This window comes from Lacinutrix iliipiscaria, assembly GCF_042686125.1.
Taxonomy (GTDB): domain Bacteria; phylum Bacteroidota; class Bacteroidia; order Flavobacteriales; family Flavobacteriaceae; genus Oceanihabitans; species Oceanihabitans iliipiscarium.
The window spans coordinates 51,553-69,639 of the sequence record NZ_JBHUOV010000008.1 but is presented as its reverse complement, the minus strand read 5'-3'; the positions used below and the strand labels follow the sequence as shown (position 1 = coordinate 69,639).

The window sequence follows — 18,087 nt, the reverse complement described above, 5'->3', positions numbered from 1 at the left end:
TTAATTCTCTAAAACAACATCTAAAGCCATCATAGCTGGTGTCTTTAACATGTCTATAAAGTTCATTTTTAAAGTCACTGTTTTCTTATCGTCGCTTAGTGTTGCGTTATTGTTAGAAACTGATTTTACAGCTCTTGGAAAATGATACACAAGCGTATAGGTCATGGCGTTAAATTGTTCTTCAGAACTTTCTCCCATTCTACTGATTTCAGCATTTAAAGCTTTAACGTCTTCTGCAGATTGTTTGTAGTTGTCTTTTAATATTCTAGAGAATGTTTTACCATTATATTTATAGTCTATATACTCGAACATGTTTTCAGAAGCTTTAGCGATAGCACTATTTTCCATTTGAGACATTTCTCTGTTATTACCAGAATTCATCTCTTTAGCTTGCTCTATTTTTTCTAAAGCTTGTGGCAGAGCAGAAATATTTATAAACGAAGAGCCTACGCCAAAGTTTAATATTCCAGCATCTTCATCCATTTTCATTTTAATAACGACATCCTTTAAAGATCTTAAACGGTCTTGTTCTGTTTGAGGTAAATTAGAAATACTATCTGCTTTTTCAACTAACATGTCTTTAAAGTACATAGTACTGTCCATTTTCATACCAGGCCTTTTATTGGGCTGATTATTTCTTTCTTCACTTTCTTGATTATCTGCTTCTCCTTCTTGTTCTTCAGGTTCTACTTCTTCTTCATCTTTATCCATATCATTCATAACTTTCATCGCTTCAGAGAGATCATAACTCATTATGAATTCTCCAGAACCATCTTCTTTAAAAGTTATTTCTTCGGTAAAATTACAACTGGTAAATATTAGGGCACATACGATTAATAGCAAAAACTTCTTCATTGTATAATAGTTAAGAATTAATTAGAACACAAATATAAGCTTTTTTAGTGTTCCGGATTATTTAAAATAACAAGTGCTGCAATAACACCTGGAACCCAGCCACAAAGCCAAAGTAAAAAAGTAATTAATACAGATCCACAACCTTTATCTAAAACAGCTAAAGGTGGACAAATAATAGCCAATACGACTCTCCAAAAACTCATTTGATTTGATTTTTAATTGATGATACTTATAAGACGTTAAGTCTTTATGTTTGTTACACTTCGCATTAGTGATAGCAGTGGCATCCTTTTATTTGGCGCTCAGGTTTAGACTGCGCTTAGCCAGACAAATAAAAGATATAACGTATAGCACGGCTTTTTTTTCAAAAAAAAGAATGCCCAAAAAACGCCTTTTCTAATTACTTGTATTAACGTATCTTTGTGCCTTCAAAATAATATATATGTCGCAATTATCTGAACAAGAATTAGTACGAAGAGATAAGTTAGCCAAATTACGTGAATTAGGCATTAATCCTTATCCAGCAGATTTATATCCTATCAATTCAAATTCTAAGGATATAAAACAGAATTTTGTTGAAGATAAAAAGGTGGTAATTGCTGGTCGTTTAATGTCGATTAACATTCAAGGAAAAGCTTCTTTTGCTCAATTACAAGATAGTGAAGGAAGAGTTCAGGTGTATTTTAATCGTGATGAAATTTGTACAGGTGAAGATAAAACCAAGTACAATGAGGTTTTTAAAAAGTTACTAGATTTAGGTGATTTTGTGGGTATTGAAGGGGAGTTATTTAAAACTAAAGTTGGAGAAAAAACCGTTCGTGTGAAAGATTTTACTTTGCTAAGTAAAGCCTTAAAACCTTTGCCTTTACCTAAAGAAAAAGACGGAAAAGTATATGATGCATTTACAGATCCTGAATTACGTTACAGACAACGTTATGCAGATTTGGTTGTAAATCCGCATGTAAAAGAAGTGTTTATAAAAAGAACAAAACTGTTTAATGCCATGCGTTCTTTCTTTAATAATGCTGGTTATTTTGAAGTTGAGACACCAATTTTACAACCTATTCCTGGAGGAGCTGCTGCTCGCCCTTTTGTAACACATCACAACTCCTTAGATATTCCGTTATATATGAGAATTGCTAACGAATTATATCTAAAACGATTAATTGTTGGTGGTTTTGATGGTGTGTATGAATTTTCTAAAAATTTCAGAAATGAAGGGATGGATCGCACGCACAATCCAGAATTTACGGCTATGGAAATTTATGTGTCCTACAAAGATTACAATTGGATGATGGATTTCTGTGAGCAATTATTAGAGCATTGTGCAATTGCTGTTAATGGGACTTCGAAAGCCACTTTTGGAAAGCATGAAATTGATTTTAAAGCACCATATGCTCGTGTGACTATGGCAGACTCAATAAAGCATTTTACTGGTTTTGATATTGCTGGAAAAAGTGAAGCGGAAATACGTGACGCTGCAAAAAGCATGAATATTGAAGTTGATGATACTATGGGGAAAGGGAAACTGATTGATGAGATTTTTGGTGAAAAATGTGAAGGCAATTATATACAGCCAACCTTCATTACTGATTACCCAAAAGAAATGAGCCCTTTATGTAAAGAACATCGTGACAACCCTGAACTGACCGAACGTTTTGAATTAATGGTCTGCGGTAAAGAAATAGCAAATGCGTATTCGGAGTTAAACGACCCAATAGATCAACGTGAACGTTTTGAACATCAATTAAAGCTTGCTGCTAAAGGAGATGACGAAGCTACCGAATTTATTGATCATGATTTTTTACGTGCTTTAGAATACGGTATGCCGCCAACATCAGGCATGGGAATTGGTATGGATAGGCTAATTATGTTTTTAACAAATAATCAATCTATTCAGGAAGTCTTATTCTTTCCTCAAATGCGACCAGAAAAAAAGGCCTTAGCCGTTAGCGACGAAGCCAAAAACACATTAAAACTATTAAAAACCGAAGGGCGTTTAGCTCTTAATGATTTAAAAGTACAATCTGGTTTATCTAATAAAAAGTGGGACAAAACGATTAAAGAATTGACAAAAAACAATTTGGCTAAAGTGGAAAAAACTGACGAAGGATTGTTTGTAGAAGCTGTTTAAATAACTTCAAACAAAATATTTTAAAAGGAATTACAATAATGTAGTTCCTTTTTTTGTTTTAAATAAATGAAATATTCCTAACTTTATTTCGACTACTTTATCAATAAAAAAAACGATCATATGAAAAATTTAGCCTTTATATTAGCCTTTTGCCTAGTTTCTAGTTACAATGTCTTACAAGCGCAAACTATAAATGAAGATAAATCTGAAGTAAAATTTCACATTACTGGAGGTGGAATTTTTAAAGTCAAAGGTACTTTTACAGGAATGAAAGGCGATTTTAATCTTAACACCAACGATTTAGAACATTCTGGTTTTAGTATTTGTATTGGTGCAGCCACTATAAACACTAAAAACAAAAAACGTGATGCACATTTAAAAGACCCAGATTTTTTTGAGGTTGAAAAATACCCAACAATATGTTTTGAATCTAGTTCAGTTTCTAAAACGAGTTCTGGGTATCAAACAACAGGTCAATTAACCATTCATGGTGTCACGAAAGAAGTTACGATTCCTTTTACTTATACAAATAACACATTTACAGGTGAACTTGTCGTGAACCGTTTTGACTACGAATTAGGTAAAGATTTTGGAACCATGCGTGTAGGCACAGAAGCCACCATAACTATTATCTGTGTAGTTCACTAAACTAAAGTACTAGATTAATAGCGAGCTCATTAGACTGCTTTTTCGATTCTACATTTCATCGAATTTATTAATAAAATAGTTGATATTTTCGTCAATTTAATTAATTTCACGACTGCTAAAAATTTACAGTTATGAAAAAGGCCTTATTAATGTTATTATTTGCTTGTGTTTTAGTCTCTTGTTTTAAAGATTCTGATGACGAGCTTATAACCCAATGTAGTGTTCCTACAAATATTCAATTTGACACCACAACCCATGAAAGTGTTGTAATTACTTGGGAAGACAGTAATGTTTCGGCAACTTACACTGTTGAATATGGTCTTTCAGGCTTTATTTTAGGTGAAGGGACTTCTATTGCTGCAACAGAAACTACAGTTACTTTAACAGGCTTACTTGCTAATACGTCTTATGATGTTTATGTGCAATCTACTTGCCCTGATAATGAAAGTATGCCCTCTGATGTGACTAGTTTTACAACATTAGCCCCTTTAGTAGTGCCACAATTTTTAACCAATCTATCTGATCTGAATTTATTTTCTGGAGATTTAGCCGATTTATCACCAAGTATTTACACTTTTGAATATGATTTAAACACGCCTTTATTTACAGACTACGCTCACAAACAACGTTTAATTGCTTTACCTCCAGGCACAACTATGGAACATGTAGATAACGGATTGCCTAACTTTCCTGATAATACTGTAATCGCAAAAACATTCTATTATTTTAATGATGAACGTGACGAATCTTTAGGTACAAAAATTATTGAAACACGTCTTTTAATTAAGCAAAGTGGTGAATGGCAATTAGGAAATTACAAATGGAACGATGCTCAGACTGAAGCCGTTTTAGATGCGACATCAACTACTGTGCCTGTAACTTTTATTAATGATACAGGAGAGACTAATAACATCAATTATAAAATTCCTTCTGCAACAGACTGTTTTACTTGCCATAGTAATAGTACACAAGTTGTTCCAATAGGACCAAAGCTACGTTCAATGAATATGAACAATCAGCTTCAAGATTTAATTGACTTAAATATGTTTTCAAATCTTACTGATGCTTCAGGCATTTCAACTTTACCTAATTGGGAAGATGACCTTACTTACACCTTAGAAGAAAGAGCAAGAGCTTATTTTGATGTTAACTGTGCACATTGTCATTCTCCAGGAGGAAATTGCTACCCAACATCAAATTTAGATTTCAGATTTGAAACTAGGTTTAGCGACACAAACATTGATGTTCATGCAGCGTCAATTCAAGCGAGAACACAAAGTGTTCCTTTAATTCCTGGCTATTCAATGCCTTTAATTGGCACATCAATAATGCACCCTGAAGGCTTTGCTGTTATTGATGCTTATATTGACTCTTTGTAAGATTACAAACTAAGGAAGCACCTTATTAATATGCTTGTGATAAGCCTCATAGGTTATTAAATTATTATGCGAGCCTCCTTCTATAATAATAAAAGACATCTTCTCTTTTGGAGCTGTTTTATATAATTTTTCACCAGAAGAAAAAGGCACAACCATATCATCTGTACCATGTACAATAGAAATAGGACAAATAACTTGTGCTATAAATTCATTAGTTGGTAGCTTATAATTCATTAAATATTTGACAGGAAATATCGGAAATCTATGTTTTGCAACATCTTGAATACTGAAGTAAGGCGTTTCTAAAACAAGTTGTTTGGGTTGATTTTTTGAAGCAATAAAAGTAGCTATTCCTGTCCCTAAAGAACGTCCATAAACTGTGATTAAGTCTTCAGTATAGCGTGTTTTAATATAATCATAACAAAACTGTGCATCAGTATAAAGTGCTTCTTCACTTAATGCTCCTGTACTTTTTCCGAAAGTTCTATAATCCATTACCAAGACGTCATACTGCTTCTCTACAAAATATTCAGTAATCATTCCCCAGCGAGATAAATCGCCAGCATTTCCATGAAAATATACAATAACACCTTTAGGGTTATCTACTTTAAAATGCAAAGCATTAATCACTGCGTCTTTATCCGTTTTTAAAAATAATTCTTCAAAATTATAATCAAAACTATAGTTGTAATCTTGAGCTAAAACTGATGGGCGAAACAATATTTTATCTTGAAGGAAATACAAAGACGCTGCAATCATAATATAAATACTAATTAATACAATTAGTGTGTTTTTAGTTTTTCTTTTTACCATGATTAACATGAATACTGGTTGTCGATAAATCGATTTCTTCAGGTGTTTTATTTATAATTTCATTCAACATTTTATGATAAGATTCAAAGTTGTTTAAGTTTTTATGTCCACCTCCAATTATAGTATGTAAACGTGTTAACTTGGGTTGTATTTGCGATAATTTTACACTCGTTTTATAAGGTATGAGTTTATCGTGCGTACCATGAATAATATGAATAGGACACTGCACATACTTTAACCATTTATAAGTTGGCAAAGGATATTTCATGAGTAACGACAAAGGCATGAAAGGTGCATAGCGAGCTGTCACTTTAGTTAAGCTATAATACGGCGCGTCTAAAATTAACATTTTAGGATAGTTCGTTGATGCAAGTTTTGTTGCAAATCCTGAACCTAAAGAGCGTCCATATAGTATGATACGATCTTCAGTTGTTTGTTCCTTAATTTTATTATACACCATTTGTAAGTCGCGCTTAATATGTTTTTGAGAACGCCTTCCTGTACTTTTGCCAAAGCCTCTATAATCTACCATAAGCACATCATAATTATGTCTAGTAAAATCGACAGCAAATTTTCCCCAACCTTTTATGCTTTGCGAATTACCTTTTAAGTATAATACTACGCCTTTACTTTTTCCTTTAGGCATAAAGCGTAAACCATTAATTACAGCGCCATCTCTGGTTTCTAAATTATACTCTTTAGTCTCTTGATTCTCATAATAAAACTGAAAATCTTGAGGCAATTTTTCTGGTTTAAATAACATATAATCTTGTAAGTAATACAATGCAATGCTTATAACAGCATAAGCTATTGCGACTATAATTAAAACATACAACCAGTAAGGCATAGATTATGAATTTACATACAATATATAATTTTTAAACGAAAAAAGGGCTTTCATCTAATGTGAAAGCCCTTTTAAATATACTAAATTAAGGTTATAAGCCTAACACTTTTTTACCTTGTTCAAAAACCACATCTACTGGTATATTTGCTAAGCTTAATCGATCTAAATCGGCTTGTAAAGCTTCAGAAATGAGTCCTTTTTCAGCGACTAGTTTAGCAACACCATCGTAATCGCCATTACCTTGTAGGGTTAAAATAAGGTTAGACAAATCAGTCATAGCGTCTTCCATTTTATCAAAATCGACTTTAAACGTACCGTTTTCACTTCTACTAAATGCTCCTTTTTCTTTAAAGAAATTAAAACGAATCATATTCGCTTTTCCATGGGCAGAAGAAGCTCCAAAACGCACAGAGCGAAAAATTCCAGCCATAAAGGTAACCATGTTATCCTTTAAGTCATCGGTTAATTCTCCTTTAGCATGTAATTGTTGGATCATATATAACCCTAAAATATCGGCCTTACCTTCTTCTAAAGCACTAGCATGTTCTTTTAATGCTGAACGCACAGTACCATTACCATCAATGGTATTTTTAATTCCTAAACCATGTGCTACTTCATGAAACATCGTATTTGCAAAAAAGGCATCAAAAGTGATATGTTTACGCTGGCTTTCATCAATTAAAACTTCAGATATAGGCACTAAAATTTTATCAAACTTAGCTTGCATCGCATTCTTTAGTTGCAAACGGCGTGTGCCTTTTTGTAATTGAACCTCTTCATCATTAGGTAAATTTATAGCAATAGTTTTGCTTCCAGAATTACAATCGCCAGCATAATAAACAACATCATACGCATTTAAATCGCTATCCGTTCCAGGCGTTTCTTTTTTGTAATCATCATCAACTGGCAACCCTTTTTGAAGTTCAGGTAAGTAAGCAGAGAATTTCGCTAAACGCGCACTCCATTCTTGATCTTTTATTAACACATAGCCTTCATGCGCTGCTTTATTCCCAAATAATTGGTCTTCATAAGTTTCAATAGGCCCAATAACAATATCAAGTGTATTTGTTTTCATGTCCATCCAAGCCAAATCGCTTTTTTGGTAATCATCATTAAGAAGTGCCTGAGCGCGTAATTTTAAATATTTTTTTAGGCCAGCATCATCTGCCAGTTTTGAAGCTTGCATTAATAAATCTGAAACACTTTTGACTTCATTTTCAAATTGTTTGTGGTATGGAATAGAATACAGTTTTCCATTCGCATCACGACGCACAAAATTGTAAATACTCGATTTATCTTGAATATCAGCAGCTTCAAACTCTTCTTTAGTCATATCTTTAGGATAGAAGTTTGATCCTGCAGGTTTTTCATCAACACCATTAACAAATGGTTTATTTCCATTTAACCTGTCCCAAGGACCATAATTTATCATGACATATTTTTTAGTGTCTTCATCACTAATTTCACTTAATAATGCATCACGATCGCCATAAGCTTCATACCAAAACAAGTCATTCATTTTATTTGCAGCATCAACTAATATTGGAAGCATTTCACGCTCGTTATCTGTAAGCGAACTCAAATCAGCGGTCAGTTTTACGTTGACGTATTTATTTAAATTTTGTTGCATTTCAGTTAGTTTTACTTCAACATTTTCTTCTACTTCAGTATCTTTTTTGTCTTCGCTTTTACAAGAGAACATGAAAACACTAGCAATACAAAGGATCCATATTTTTTTCATTTTTAAAATTGTTAAGAATTAGCATTTCAAAGATAATCATTTTGAGAATGATAAAAATTGTTAATCTCAAGTTAAAAATCGATTATAAATTAAACCAATCATAAATAATAAAGTCATAAAAGCAACAAACACATTAAAATTAAATACAAATGAAAAAAATAGCAATTATCGCCATTGCATTATTCACTTTACAAATAAATGCACAAGAGCGAGGAGAAAGAAAAAAAGGACGTGCAGATTTTACTCCTGAAGAAATGGCACAGTTACAAACTAAGAAAATGACTTTAGATTTAGATTTAACTGAAGCACAACAAATAGAAGTCAGCAAAATTAATCTTGAAAACGCTAAAGCAAGAAAAGCAAAAATGGAAGCTTTTGAAAGCAGAAAAGACAATAAAGATGCTGAGAAGCCAAGCAAAGAAGAACGTCTTAAAATGAAAAATGAAATGTTAGACGCTCAAATTGCAACAAAGCAGAGAATGAAATCAATTTTAAATGCTGAACAATTTGAAAAATGGGAAAAACTCCAAGATAAAAGACAAAATATGAAAGGCAAAAGAAAAATGAAGAATTCTGAAAAACAGAGAAGACACAGAGATTAGAGTTAGTTTTTAGTTTTTTTTTAAGCACCTCAAATGTTATGGTTTTGAGGTGCTTTTTATTATAAGGTGCTAGCCACTTTTTTAACAGCTTTAATGGTATGATCTAAATCTTGATAGGTAAGCGCATCTGAAACAAACCATGTTTCAAAAGCACTTGGAGCAATATAAACACCTTCATTTAGCAAGCCATGAAAGAATTTCTTAAATGTTTCATTATTACCTTTAGTAGCACTTTCAAAATCAACAACATCATCTTCAGAAAAATGCACAGAAATCATAGAACCTACTCTATTAATAGTATGCATTATATTCATTTCATTTAAAACCTTTGCTATTCCATTATGAAGGAATTCTGTTTTTTCTTCAAGTCGTTTATAAATTTTAGTGTCTTTATTTAATTCTTGAAGCATCGCTAAACCTGCTGCCATAGCTAATGGGTTTCCGCTTAAAGTTCCTGCTTGATATACAGGACCAAGAGGCGCTAAATAGCTCATAATATCTTTATTAGCTGCAAAAGCTCCAACAGGCAAACCTCCACCAATCACTTTTCCAAAACATACAATATCTGCTTTAATATTATATAGTTCTTGCGCTCCACCTTTTGCCAATCGAAAACCAGTCATAACTTCATCAAAAATTAAAAGAATATTATTAGCATCACACAAATCTCTAAGTTGATTTAAAAACCCTTTTAATGGAGGAATGCAGCCCATATTTCCAGCTACAGGCTCAATTATTATGCAAGCTATTTCATTTTTATTTGATGCGATAATTTGCTCAACATGCTCTATACTATTATATCTTGCAAGTAAGGTATCTTTAGCAGTACCTTGAGTAACTCCAGGGCTGTTTGGCGAACCAAAAGTAACAGCACCACTTCCAGCTTGGATTAAAAAGGAATCGCTATGACCATGATAACAACCTGCAAACTTGACAATCTTATCCTTACCTGTAAACCCTCGAGCCAAACGCACTGCACTCATGCAAGCTTCGGTTCCTGAATTTACAAAGCGAATCATATCAATATGTGGCACCATTGATATCGCAAGCTCTGCAATCTGAGTTTCAATTTCTGTAGGTGTTCCAAAAGAAGTCCCTTTTTTTGTTTTCTCTACGACAGCATCAACTACTGGCTTAAAGGCGTGACCAAGAATCATTGGGCCCCAAGAATTGATATAATCAATATATTGGTTATGATCTTCATCAATTAAATAAGCCCCTTTGGCCTCCTTAATAAAAATAGGAGTCCCTCCTACTGCTTTAAAAGCTCGAACAGGCGAATTAACACCTCCTGGAATAACTTGCTCTGCTTGAGTAAACAAAGCACTACTACGTGTATAATTCATAAAAAATTAGTTAGTAATCTTTTGGCATTGGTTTCACATAAAGGACTTGACCAATATGTATTTCCGTACTTTCTAATCCATTTAACTGTTGAAGATCTTCAACAGAAACCTTAAATTTCCTAGAGATTGAATATAAAGTATCTCCCTTTACTACAGTATGTTTATCGTCGTTGCCTGACGTCTTACCAAGAACCTCAGCGTCAAATCGTTGTAATTGATAACGTTCTATTAAACTAATTAGTTTTTGCGGATATTTTCTATCTGTAGCGTAACCAGCTTCACGAAGTCCTTTTGCCCAGCCTTTATAATCATCTTTACTAAGGTCGAATAATTTGCTATAACGTGACCTTCCAGTTAAGAATAAAGAGTGGTCTCTAAATGAATATTTAGAGCTATTGTATTTTCTGAAACATTCTTGAGACGCATCATCATCATGATATATTTTTGCTCCTGACCAATCATGACATTTAATTCCGAAATGATTATTGGCTTCAACAGAAAGTCTTCCTTTACCAGACGCGGATTCTAATATTCCTTGAGCTAGAGTAATACTAGCAGGAATATTATATTGACGCATTTCATCTTGAGCAATATCACTATAAATAGCGATGTATTCTTCAGTTGCATTCGCATAAACTTCTGGTGTATCTTTAGTAATTTCAGGTGTTTTATGAGTTTCTTCTGTTGTTTTTTCTACTTTTACTGTCCTATCTTTAGACTGCTTTTTTTTGGTAACTACTTTCTTGCTAGATCCACAGCCAAAAAGAACGAATACGAAACAACTTATAATGATTATTTTTTTTTGCACGATACCTATCTATTTATATATTTTTAAACACTTATTTTTTACTTAATTAAGGGCAAACCTTTCTTTTTTAACACTAAATTCATACCTTCAATTCCTTGTAATCCTCCTGTGTGAATGGCTAATATTTTAGCCTGTTTTGGAAAAAAACCATTAGCAATCAAATCGTAAATACCAAACATCATTTTACCAGTATAAATCGGATCTAAAGGTATGTTATTCTTTGCCTTAAACTGATTTATAAACGCGATTAATTCAGCACTTATTTTAGCATATCCTCCAAAATGGTAATTTGTAATTAATTCCCAATTGGGTTGGTTTGCAAATTTACTAATTTCATCTTGTAAAAAATCACCTTTTAAAGCTGGAAATCCAAGAATCTTTTGATTCGGGAAACTTGAATTAATAATTCCAGAAATAGTTCCTCCTGTTCCAACTGAACAACAAATATAATCATAAAAAGCATCTTCTTCTGTTAATAACTCTTCACAACCTTTTACGGCTAAAGTGTTAGTCCCTCCTTCTGGCAATAAGTAAAAATCATTAAATTCTTGTTTTAAATTTTCTATAAAATATGGCTGAGTTTTATTTCTATACATATCACGAGAAACAAACTTAAATTGCATGCCACATTTCTGTGAAAAAAGCAGTGTTGGACTTTTATATTTTTGATAAGCTAACTCATCACCACGAATAACTCCTATTGTTTTAAAACCATATTCTTTACCTGCAAAAGCTACAGCTGAAATATGATTAGAATGTGCACCTCCAAATGTTAATAATTGGCTTTTGTTTTGTAATTCTGCAGCCTCTAAATTGTATTTTAATTTCCGTAATTTATTTCCAGAAATAAAAGCGTGATTCATGTAGTCTTTTCTTACAAATAACTGGTTTTCAGCTTCAATTTTTATTTTATCAGTTAAACCGTTCATTTAATCGAGTAATTTATAGATAATTTGAAAAAAACTTTATTTTCGATAATTGCTATTTTTTTGTTAATAAATTATCAATCTTATGTTAAAAGATAGAGTAATATACATTAAATTGCATGTAACCCCCAAACCTATTATTTTCTTGGCTGAATAATGTCATTTTATTGATATTAATTTATGTTCCAAATTTAAAGTTTATGATGAAAAATTTACACCACCAAAAAAATATGAACTCCAATTTACTTTTGAACAGCGCCTCGATTAAATCGTTGACTCTATTTTTATTATTAAGTTTATTTTCTTTAACCAGTTTTGGTCAAACGCCTTCAGACTCTCCTTGTGGAGACCCTGCTGGAAGCGAACTCACTCCTGGAGCAACGTGTAGTTTAATTACATGGGATTCACTAACTGCTGGTGATTATTGGGATGGCTTTGATGGCTCATGTAACTCTGAAGATCGTGATGATATTTGGGGTTGGTTTGATGCAACCTCTACTTCTACAACAATTTATTATAACCCGTATCGTAGAAATGCTATTATACATTTATTTGACGCTGGCCCTTCTGCTAGTCCTACTGCATGTAGTCCTACAGCAGTCCCTGTTGCTTGTGTAGATGATAATGGTAATGGAGACAACGCAGGTGGTACGGCTGGTGAAGAAAGTCTAAACTATGGAACAATTGTTGGAAATCGATATAGAATAAGAATCCAAAGGAGAGGTTCTAGTGCTTCTATGACTGGTGAAATTTGTGTTTTTAATGATACTGTTACTCCTCCACCTGCCAATGATAATTGTAATAATGCGATAACCATTGATTGTTCAACTACAGGTCTAGCAGGAACAACCAACAATGCGACTTCATTATCTAGTGCTAATACGGGGTGTGTTTTAGGTGATGTCGGTGTTTGGTACACTTTTACTGGTGATGGTCAACAATGGACTATTACAACTACTGCATCTGGTGGATTTGATCACGAGATGGGAATTATGACAGGAACATGTGGTGGTCCTTTTACAAATATAGCTTGTGAAGATGTTGGATTCGCCAATGATCCAGAGACTTATACATTCAATACTGTTAATGGAACTGTGTATTACATGTATATTGCTGAATATGCAGATAATAGTACAACCACTGGTGATTTTACAATAGATGTGACTTGTGCTCCACCACCATCAACACCTCCAAATGATGACCCTTGTGGTGCGATAGCGCTTACAGTTAACCCAGATTATTTATGTGGTGTTGTTACTGGAGGAACCATTGCAGCAGCTACAGACACAGGTATTAATGCCTGCTTCGGAACAGAGAACAATGATGTTTGGTTTAGTTTTGTAGCAACAAGTACCGCTCACTCTATTGATTTATTAAATGTAAGTGGAGCAACAGATATGAACCATGCCTTATTTGGTCCTTTTCCAGATGGTTTACCACCAAACTGTAATGTGGCCAATGTTTCTGGCTCAAATATAATGTGCTCAGATCCTGATTCTAGTCTAACTGCGGGATTAATAATTGGTCAAACTTATTTGGTTCAAGTCAACTCTTATTTTGGAGGTGCTTCAGCGACAACATTTGACATTTGTATTGGATCTCCACCTCCACCTCCAGCTAATGATGATCCTTGTGGCGCAGTTGCTTTAACAGTAAATGCAGACTTAGCTTGCGGTGTTACAACAGCTGGGACAGTAACAAGTGCTTTAACTACGGGTATTCATTCTTGTCCTGGTGGGGAAGATGATGACGTATGGTATAGCTTTGTAGCGACGAGTACATCGCATGTTGTACAACTTTTAAATGTAGTTGGATCTGCCACAGATGTAAATCATACAATATATGGTCCATTTGCAAATGATAATTCTCCGAATTGTAATGTTCCTAATGTAACAGGAGCAGCACTTATAAATTGTTCAGATCTTAATACTAGTACTACAGGCGGACTAATTATTGGTCAAACCTATTTCGTTCAAGTATATACAGATACTACAACTGGTGGACAAAACACATCATTTGATATTTGTGTAGGAACACCTCCTACTGTTCCAAATGATGAACCTTGTGGTGCAATAGCTTTAACTGTTAATCCAGATTTCTTATGCGGTACAGTAACTTCTGGTACTGTAGAATGGGCAACCGATTCTGGTATTGATTCTTGTTTTGGTTTTGAAGACGATGACGTATGGTATAGCTTTGTAGCGACAAGTACAGCTCATAGTGTTGATTTATCAAGTGTTTCAGGGACAACACAAGACATGGCTGTTGGTATTTATGGTGGTTTTATAGCACCTGATTGCAGTGTTACCGTAGGTGATAACATAAACTGTTATGATGATCCAGATCCTGTGTCTATTAGTTTTGGTACAACCCCTGGTGAAACTTATTTTGTACAAGTCTTTACATGGACAGGAGCAGCCAATCAAACTACAACATTTGATATTTGTATAGGAACTCCTCCTCCTCCTCCAGCTAATGATGAGCCATGTGGAGCTTTCCCATTAACTTTAGGTCAATCTTGTAATGCATTAACTGGATCTGTAGCAAGTTCTACAAATTCAGGAATTGATGCATGTTTTGGAACACCTGATGATGATGTATGGTATAGTTTCGTAGCTACAAATTCTAATCTTACAGTAAGTATAGATAATGTTTTTGGAAGTGTTACTGATATGTATCATGCTGTTTATGGTGGATTTATAGCGCCAGACTGTTCAGTGGCTGTTGGTGATAATATAAGTTGTAGTGATGGTAATACATCTCAATTAACTTCTCTAACTGTTGGGCAAACTTATTTTATACAAGTTTTCACCTATACTGCAACAGGAGGACAAACGACAACATTCGATATATGTGTTACTGAACCTTGTGCCCTAACAGGAACACCTAGTCCGATACCTACAGTGTGCCCATTAATAGGTGCTGCAACAGGTTCAAACCCGTTTACAACAATACCATTTAATCCAGATCCTACAGCTAGTATTGATTGTAATACCGCTAATGTGACTCTCGAGGCATATACTAATGTAAGATTAACTACAGATTATAATGTAGAACAAATAGAAAACAATCTTGTACTTGCAGATTATAGCCCAGTAGGATTTAGTACACCACAAGTCATTACCAACGATGATGTTTGGGCTGATTCATGGACTTCAATTCCTTTCAACTTTTGTTTTTATGGGACAACTTATAATCAATTGTTAGTTGGATCTAACGGTATGATGACATTTGACACATCTAATACACCTGGTTCTGGCTGTGGATGGAGTTTTAATGATAACCTGCCTAGTACTGCAGGAGCATTGTTTAATGAAACTATTTACAGTGTTTACCAAGATTTAGATCCAAGAGGATTGACAAGCCCAATTAATAGCTGGGTTGAAGGATCTGTTGGTTGCAGAACATTTAATGTATCTTTTATTAATATTCCTATGTTTGGTGATTCATCTAGAGTGTTTACTGGAAAAACAGTATTATACGAAACAACAAACGTTATTGAAATTTATATTCACGAAAAACGTATTGAAAATGGTAATGTAGGTCCATGGAATAGTGGTAACGCTATTGCAGGGATACAAGGAAATGCTGCTGCAGGCGAAGCTTTAACTGGACAATGTAGAAATGGATTAGATGATAACTGGGAAACAACTACCGAAGCTTGGCGTTTTGTGCCTTCTGGCGCTGTCGTTACACCTACTATAAATTGGTATTCAACAGCTAGTGGTGGTACTTCTATTGGTACAGGTCCAACTCTAAATGTAACTGTACCTGATTCTTATTTTGCTGAAGCAACATTTACAACTTGTGGATCTACTGTAACTTTAACAGACGAAGTGGTAGTAACATTATCAACTAAAACTTGGACTGGAGCTTTAGACACAAATTGGTACGAAGATGCCAATTGGGTTCCTGCAGCAATACCAACTCCTGCTGATTGTGTTCTCATTCCTGACACTTCATTAGGAAGTAATCGTTACCCTATAGCTGATGTAACTAATAGACCAATACCTTTACCTCCACCATCAGCTTATGCTTTAAATCTAACTGTAGAAGCTGGTGCAACTCTTGAAGTTCTCGCGGATACTGAATTAGTTGTAACTGATTGGGTAGACTTAGAAGGTACAATTGATATTAGAAGTACAGGAAGTTTAATTCAAATTAATGATGGAGCAGTTAATGTAAACAACAACCTAGGTGCTGGTACTATAAACATGGAAAGAACAGTAGGTAGTGTGGCTCCATACGATTATATATACTGGTCTACTCCGGTTGAGAGTTTTGATGTATCAATGGTATCTCCTTCATCTACTCATATTTATGAATGGGATACAACTATTCCTGGGAATGGTGTTGGCGAATTTGGAGATTGGATTCCAGCCTCTGGAATTATGCAAACCGCAAAAGGCTATATTATTAGAAATATATCTGGGACAGCGCTGGCTAATACTCCTGTTTTTAGTGGAAAACCAAATAATGGAATAATCACTACACCTATAACTAGAGGAATATATAATGGAGCGCCTTACACTTTTGGAAGTACAACATCAGCCACACGCTATGATGATAACTGGAACCTTGTAGGAAACCCTTATCCTTCTGCTATTTCAGCAGACACATTTCTAGCAAGAAATGCTGGAGTGCTAGGTTCAGAAACAGCTCCCATCTTAAATGGAACTATTTATTTATGGAGACACAATACTGCTCCAAGTAATGGTCAAGCAGATCCTTTCTATAATGATTTTGTTTACAACTACAATCCAGGCGACTATATTGCTTATAATTCTACTGGAAGCACACCTTCAGGATACAACGGAGATATTGCTGCTGGGCAAGGATTTTTTGTTCAAATGGAGCATGGTGCACCTATTGCTAGTTCAGTTGTAAGATTCGATAATGCGATGCGTAATGAAACTTTAGATAATTCGCAATTCTATAGAACTGGGGAGCCTTCTAGCGAAACTAGAACAGAAGTTGAAAAACATAGAGTTTGGTTAGATTTAATTACACCAAGTAATACAGCTAATGCCATTTTAGTTGGTTATATCGATGGTGCTACAAATAATGTTGATAGATTATTTGATGCTCATGAATTAAGTGAAACAAATACACGTTTCTATTCAATTGTTGAAGAAGAAGAGTTTTCAATTCAAGGTAAAGCATTACCTTTTGATGATACCGATGTAGTACCTTTGGGTATAGATATTCCTCAAGAAGGTAATTACACTATTGCAATAAATACTGTAGATGGGCTATTCTTAGAATCAAGTCAAGCTATTTATTTAGAAGATATGTACAATGGAATTATACATGATTTACGTATTAATCCTTACAGTTTTAATGCTGAAGTTGGTATATATAATGATCGTTTTAGAATACGCTATAATAATGAATCATTAAGTGTTGATGAATTTAATTCAATTCTAGGCTTAGAAATATTAGCTCCTAATAACGACTATATTAAAGTGATTTCTGAAAACAGTCCTATTAATTCTGTTGTAGTTTATGATCTTTTAGGTCGAGTATTAATAGAAAAGAATACTATTAATTCATCTGAATTAAATATTGAAACTTCAAACTATTCTGATGGTCCTTATATTGTAAAAGCAATATTAGTTGATGGAAAACAAAAAATTCAGAAAGTAGTAATAAGACATTAATAATATTTTAAAAATTCCCAAAAAGACCTTGATTTTAAATAATTAAGGTCTTTTTCATTTTTATATGCTTCGCGCTCAAATGAAATATTTCTATAGGCCAACTTCCAATTTCTAAATTGAATTAATCGAAAAAGAAACTCAACAAAATATAATATATAAAAAGGAAAAATGAATAATTCTAACTGCTGTCTTAAATGAATTTTTTCATGATTAATTAAAACTTTATCCCACTTTAATTCACGATACTTTAAAAAAACAAATGGAAACACAGCAAGACCTGTGTAACCTCTTGGTACAAGATATTTAGAAATTAGAATCATACTTTAAA

At 33.8% G+C, this 18,087-nt stretch carries 14 protein-coding genes; 5 read left to right on the top strand and 9 right to left on the bottom strand.

Going from position 1 to position 18,087, the window contains the following annotated elements; genetic code table 11:
* Both ACFS5M_RS12170 and ACFS5M_RS12165 read right to left on the bottom strand, forming a co-directional pair.
* Nucleotides 1–855 carry a hypothetical protein gene (locus ACFS5M_RS12170; protein WP_183490372.1) on the bottom strand — a complete coding sequence of 285 codons (855 nt, stop codon included), beginning with the start codon at nt 853–855 and terminating at the stop codon, nt 1–3.
* 44 nt (nt 856–899) lie between these two features.
* On the bottom strand, nt 900–1,058 hold the full coding sequence (locus ACFS5M_RS12165) for a YqaE/Pmp3 family membrane protein (RefSeq protein ID WP_183490369.1): 159 nt from the start codon (nt 1,056–1,058) through the stop codon (nt 900–902).
* Between the two features lie 239 nt (nt 1,059–1,297).
* Between ACFS5M_RS12165 and lysS the strand changes: the two genes are divergently transcribed.
* The 3 genes from lysS (at nt 1,298) to ACFS5M_RS12150 (ending at nt 5,016) form a co-directional block, all read left to right on the top strand.
* Nucleotides 1,298–2,989 (top strand): lysine--tRNA ligase, encoded by a 1,692-nt coding sequence (gene lysS, locus ACFS5M_RS12160; protein ID WP_183490366.1) that lies wholly within the window; start codon nt 1,298–1,300, stop codon nt 2,987–2,989.
* A gap of 120 nt (nt 2,990–3,109) precedes the next feature.
* Entirely contained in the window at nt 3,110–3,637 is a 528-nt protein-coding gene (locus ACFS5M_RS12155) for a YceI family protein (RefSeq protein WP_183490363.1), read from the top strand.
* 131 nt (nt 3,638–3,768) lie between these two features.
* Nucleotides 3,769–5,016 carry a fibronectin type III domain-containing protein gene (locus ACFS5M_RS12150; RefSeq protein WP_183490360.1) on the top strand — a complete coding sequence of 416 codons (1,248 nt, stop codon included), beginning with the start codon at nt 3,769–3,771 and terminating at the stop codon, nt 5,014–5,016.
* A 9-nt stretch (nt 5,017–5,025) separates the two neighbouring features.
* Here the strand turns inward: ACFS5M_RS12150 and ACFS5M_RS12145 are convergent, their stop codons facing one another.
* The 3 genes from ACFS5M_RS12145 to ACFS5M_RS12135 all read right to left on the bottom strand — a co-directional run bounded on the left by ACFS5M_RS12145 (nt 5,026) and on the right by ACFS5M_RS12135 (nt 8,417).
* Nucleotides 5,026–5,829: an alpha/beta hydrolase gene (locus ACFS5M_RS12145; RefSeq protein ID WP_379898958.1), complete on the bottom strand. Its 804-nt coding sequence runs from the start codon at nt 5,827–5,829 to the stop codon at nt 5,026–5,028.
* Nucleotides 5,810–6,676: an alpha/beta hydrolase gene (locus ACFS5M_RS12140; protein ID WP_183490355.1), complete on the bottom strand. Its 867-nt coding sequence runs from the start codon at nt 6,674–6,676 to the stop codon at nt 5,810–5,812. Before ACFS5M_RS12140 ends, ACFS5M_RS12145 begins: the two co-directional genes overlap by 20 nt.
* A gap of 91 nt (nt 6,677–6,767) precedes the next feature.
* Nucleotides 6,768–8,417 (bottom strand): dipeptidyl-peptidase 3 family protein, encoded by a 1,650-nt coding sequence (locus tag ACFS5M_RS12135; RefSeq protein WP_183490352.1) that lies wholly within the window; start codon nt 8,415–8,417, stop codon nt 6,768–6,770.
* Between the two features lie 149 nt (nt 8,418–8,566).
* Here ACFS5M_RS12135 and ACFS5M_RS12130 point away from each other — a divergent pair, with 149 nt between their 5' ends.
* Nucleotides 8,567–9,019 (top strand): hypothetical protein, encoded by a 453-nt coding sequence (locus ACFS5M_RS12130; protein ID WP_183490349.1) that lies wholly within the window; start codon nt 8,567–8,569, stop codon nt 9,017–9,019.
* 59 nt (nt 9,020–9,078) lie between these two features.
* Here the strand turns inward: ACFS5M_RS12130 and hemL are convergent, their stop codons facing one another.
* From hemL to ACFS5M_RS12115, 3 genes are read right to left on the bottom strand one after another with little or no spacing between them, the layout of a single operon-like run.
* Nucleotides 9,079–10,365, bottom strand: a complete 1,287-nt coding sequence (gene hemL, locus ACFS5M_RS12125) for a glutamate-1-semialdehyde 2,1-aminomutase (RefSeq protein WP_183490346.1) — start codon at nt 10,363–10,365, stop codon at nt 9,079–9,081.
* 10 nt (nt 10,366–10,375) lie between these two features.
* On the bottom strand, nt 10,376–11,173 hold the full coding sequence (locus ACFS5M_RS12120) for a glucosaminidase domain-containing protein (RefSeq protein WP_183490343.1): 798 nt from the start codon (nt 11,171–11,173) through the stop codon (nt 10,376–10,378).
* Between the two features lie 38 nt (nt 11,174–11,211).
* On the bottom strand, nt 11,212–12,102 hold the full coding sequence (locus ACFS5M_RS12115) for a 1-aminocyclopropane-1-carboxylate deaminase/D-cysteine desulfhydrase (RefSeq protein ID WP_183490341.1): 891 nt from the start codon (nt 12,100–12,102) through the stop codon (nt 11,212–11,214).
* Between the two features lie 269 nt (nt 12,103–12,371).
* Here ACFS5M_RS12115 and ACFS5M_RS12110 point away from each other — a divergent pair, with 269 nt between their 5' ends.
* Nucleotides 12,372–17,759 carry a T9SS type A sorting domain-containing protein gene (locus ACFS5M_RS12110; RefSeq protein ID WP_183490338.1) on the top strand — a complete coding sequence of 1,796 codons (5,388 nt, stop codon included), beginning with the start codon at nt 12,372–12,374 and terminating at the stop codon, nt 17,757–17,759.
* On the opposite strand, the gene ACFS5M_RS12105 is transcribed toward ACFS5M_RS12110, so the two are convergent.
* Nucleotides 17,756–18,079, bottom strand: coding sequence for a hypothetical protein (locus ACFS5M_RS12105; protein WP_183490335.1), 324 nt, complete (start codon nt 18,077–18,079; stop codon nt 17,756–17,758). The genes ACFS5M_RS12110 and ACFS5M_RS12105 overlap by 4 nt on opposite strands.
* Between the last annotated feature and the right edge of the window lie 8 nt (nt 18,080–18,087).

What these genes read in the sequence shown, in the direction of transcription:
- ACFS5M_RS12170 (WP_183490372.1), bottom strand. Translation starts at nt 855, where the DNA reads ATGAAGAAGTTTTTGCTATTAATCGTATGTGCCCTAATATTTACCAGT.
- ACFS5M_RS12165 (WP_183490369.1), bottom strand. Translation starts at nt 1,058, where the DNA reads ATGAGTTTTTGGAGAGTCGTATTGGCTATTATTTGTCCACCTTTAGCT.
- lysS (WP_183490366.1), top strand. Translation starts at nt 1,298, where the DNA reads ATGTCGCAATTATCTGAACAAGAATTAGTACGAAGAGATAAGTTAGCC.
- ACFS5M_RS12155 (WP_183490363.1), top strand. Translation starts at nt 3,110, where the DNA reads ATGAAAAATTTAGCCTTTATATTAGCCTTTTGCCTAGTTTCTAGTTAC.
- ACFS5M_RS12150 (WP_183490360.1), top strand. Translation starts at nt 3,769, where the DNA reads ATGAAAAAGGCCTTATTAATGTTATTATTTGCTTGTGTTTTAGTCTCT.
- ACFS5M_RS12145 (WP_379898958.1), bottom strand. Translation starts at nt 5,829, where the DNA reads ATGGTAAAAAGAAAAACTAAAAACACACTAATTGTATTAATTAGTATT.
- ACFS5M_RS12140 (WP_183490355.1), bottom strand. Translation starts at nt 6,676, where the DNA reads ATGCCTTACTGGTTGTATGTTTTAATTATAGTCGCAATAGCTTATGCT.
- ACFS5M_RS12135 (WP_183490352.1), bottom strand. Translation starts at nt 8,417, where the DNA reads ATGAAAAAAATATGGATCCTTTGTATTGCTAGTGTTTTCATGTTCTCT.
- ACFS5M_RS12130 (WP_183490349.1), top strand. Translation starts at nt 8,567, where the DNA reads ATGAAAAAAATAGCAATTATCGCCATTGCATTATTCACTTTACAAATA.
- hemL (WP_183490346.1), bottom strand. Translation starts at nt 10,365, where the DNA reads ATGAATTATACACGTAGTAGTGCTTTGTTTACTCAAGCAGAGCAAGTT.
- ACFS5M_RS12115 (WP_183490341.1), bottom strand. Translation starts at nt 12,102, where the DNA reads ATGAACGGTTTAACTGATAAAATAAAAATTGAAGCTGAAAACCAGTTA.
- ACFS5M_RS12105 (WP_183490335.1), bottom strand. Translation starts at nt 18,079, where the DNA reads ATGATTCTAATTTCTAAATATCTTGTACCAAGAGGTTACACAGGTCTT.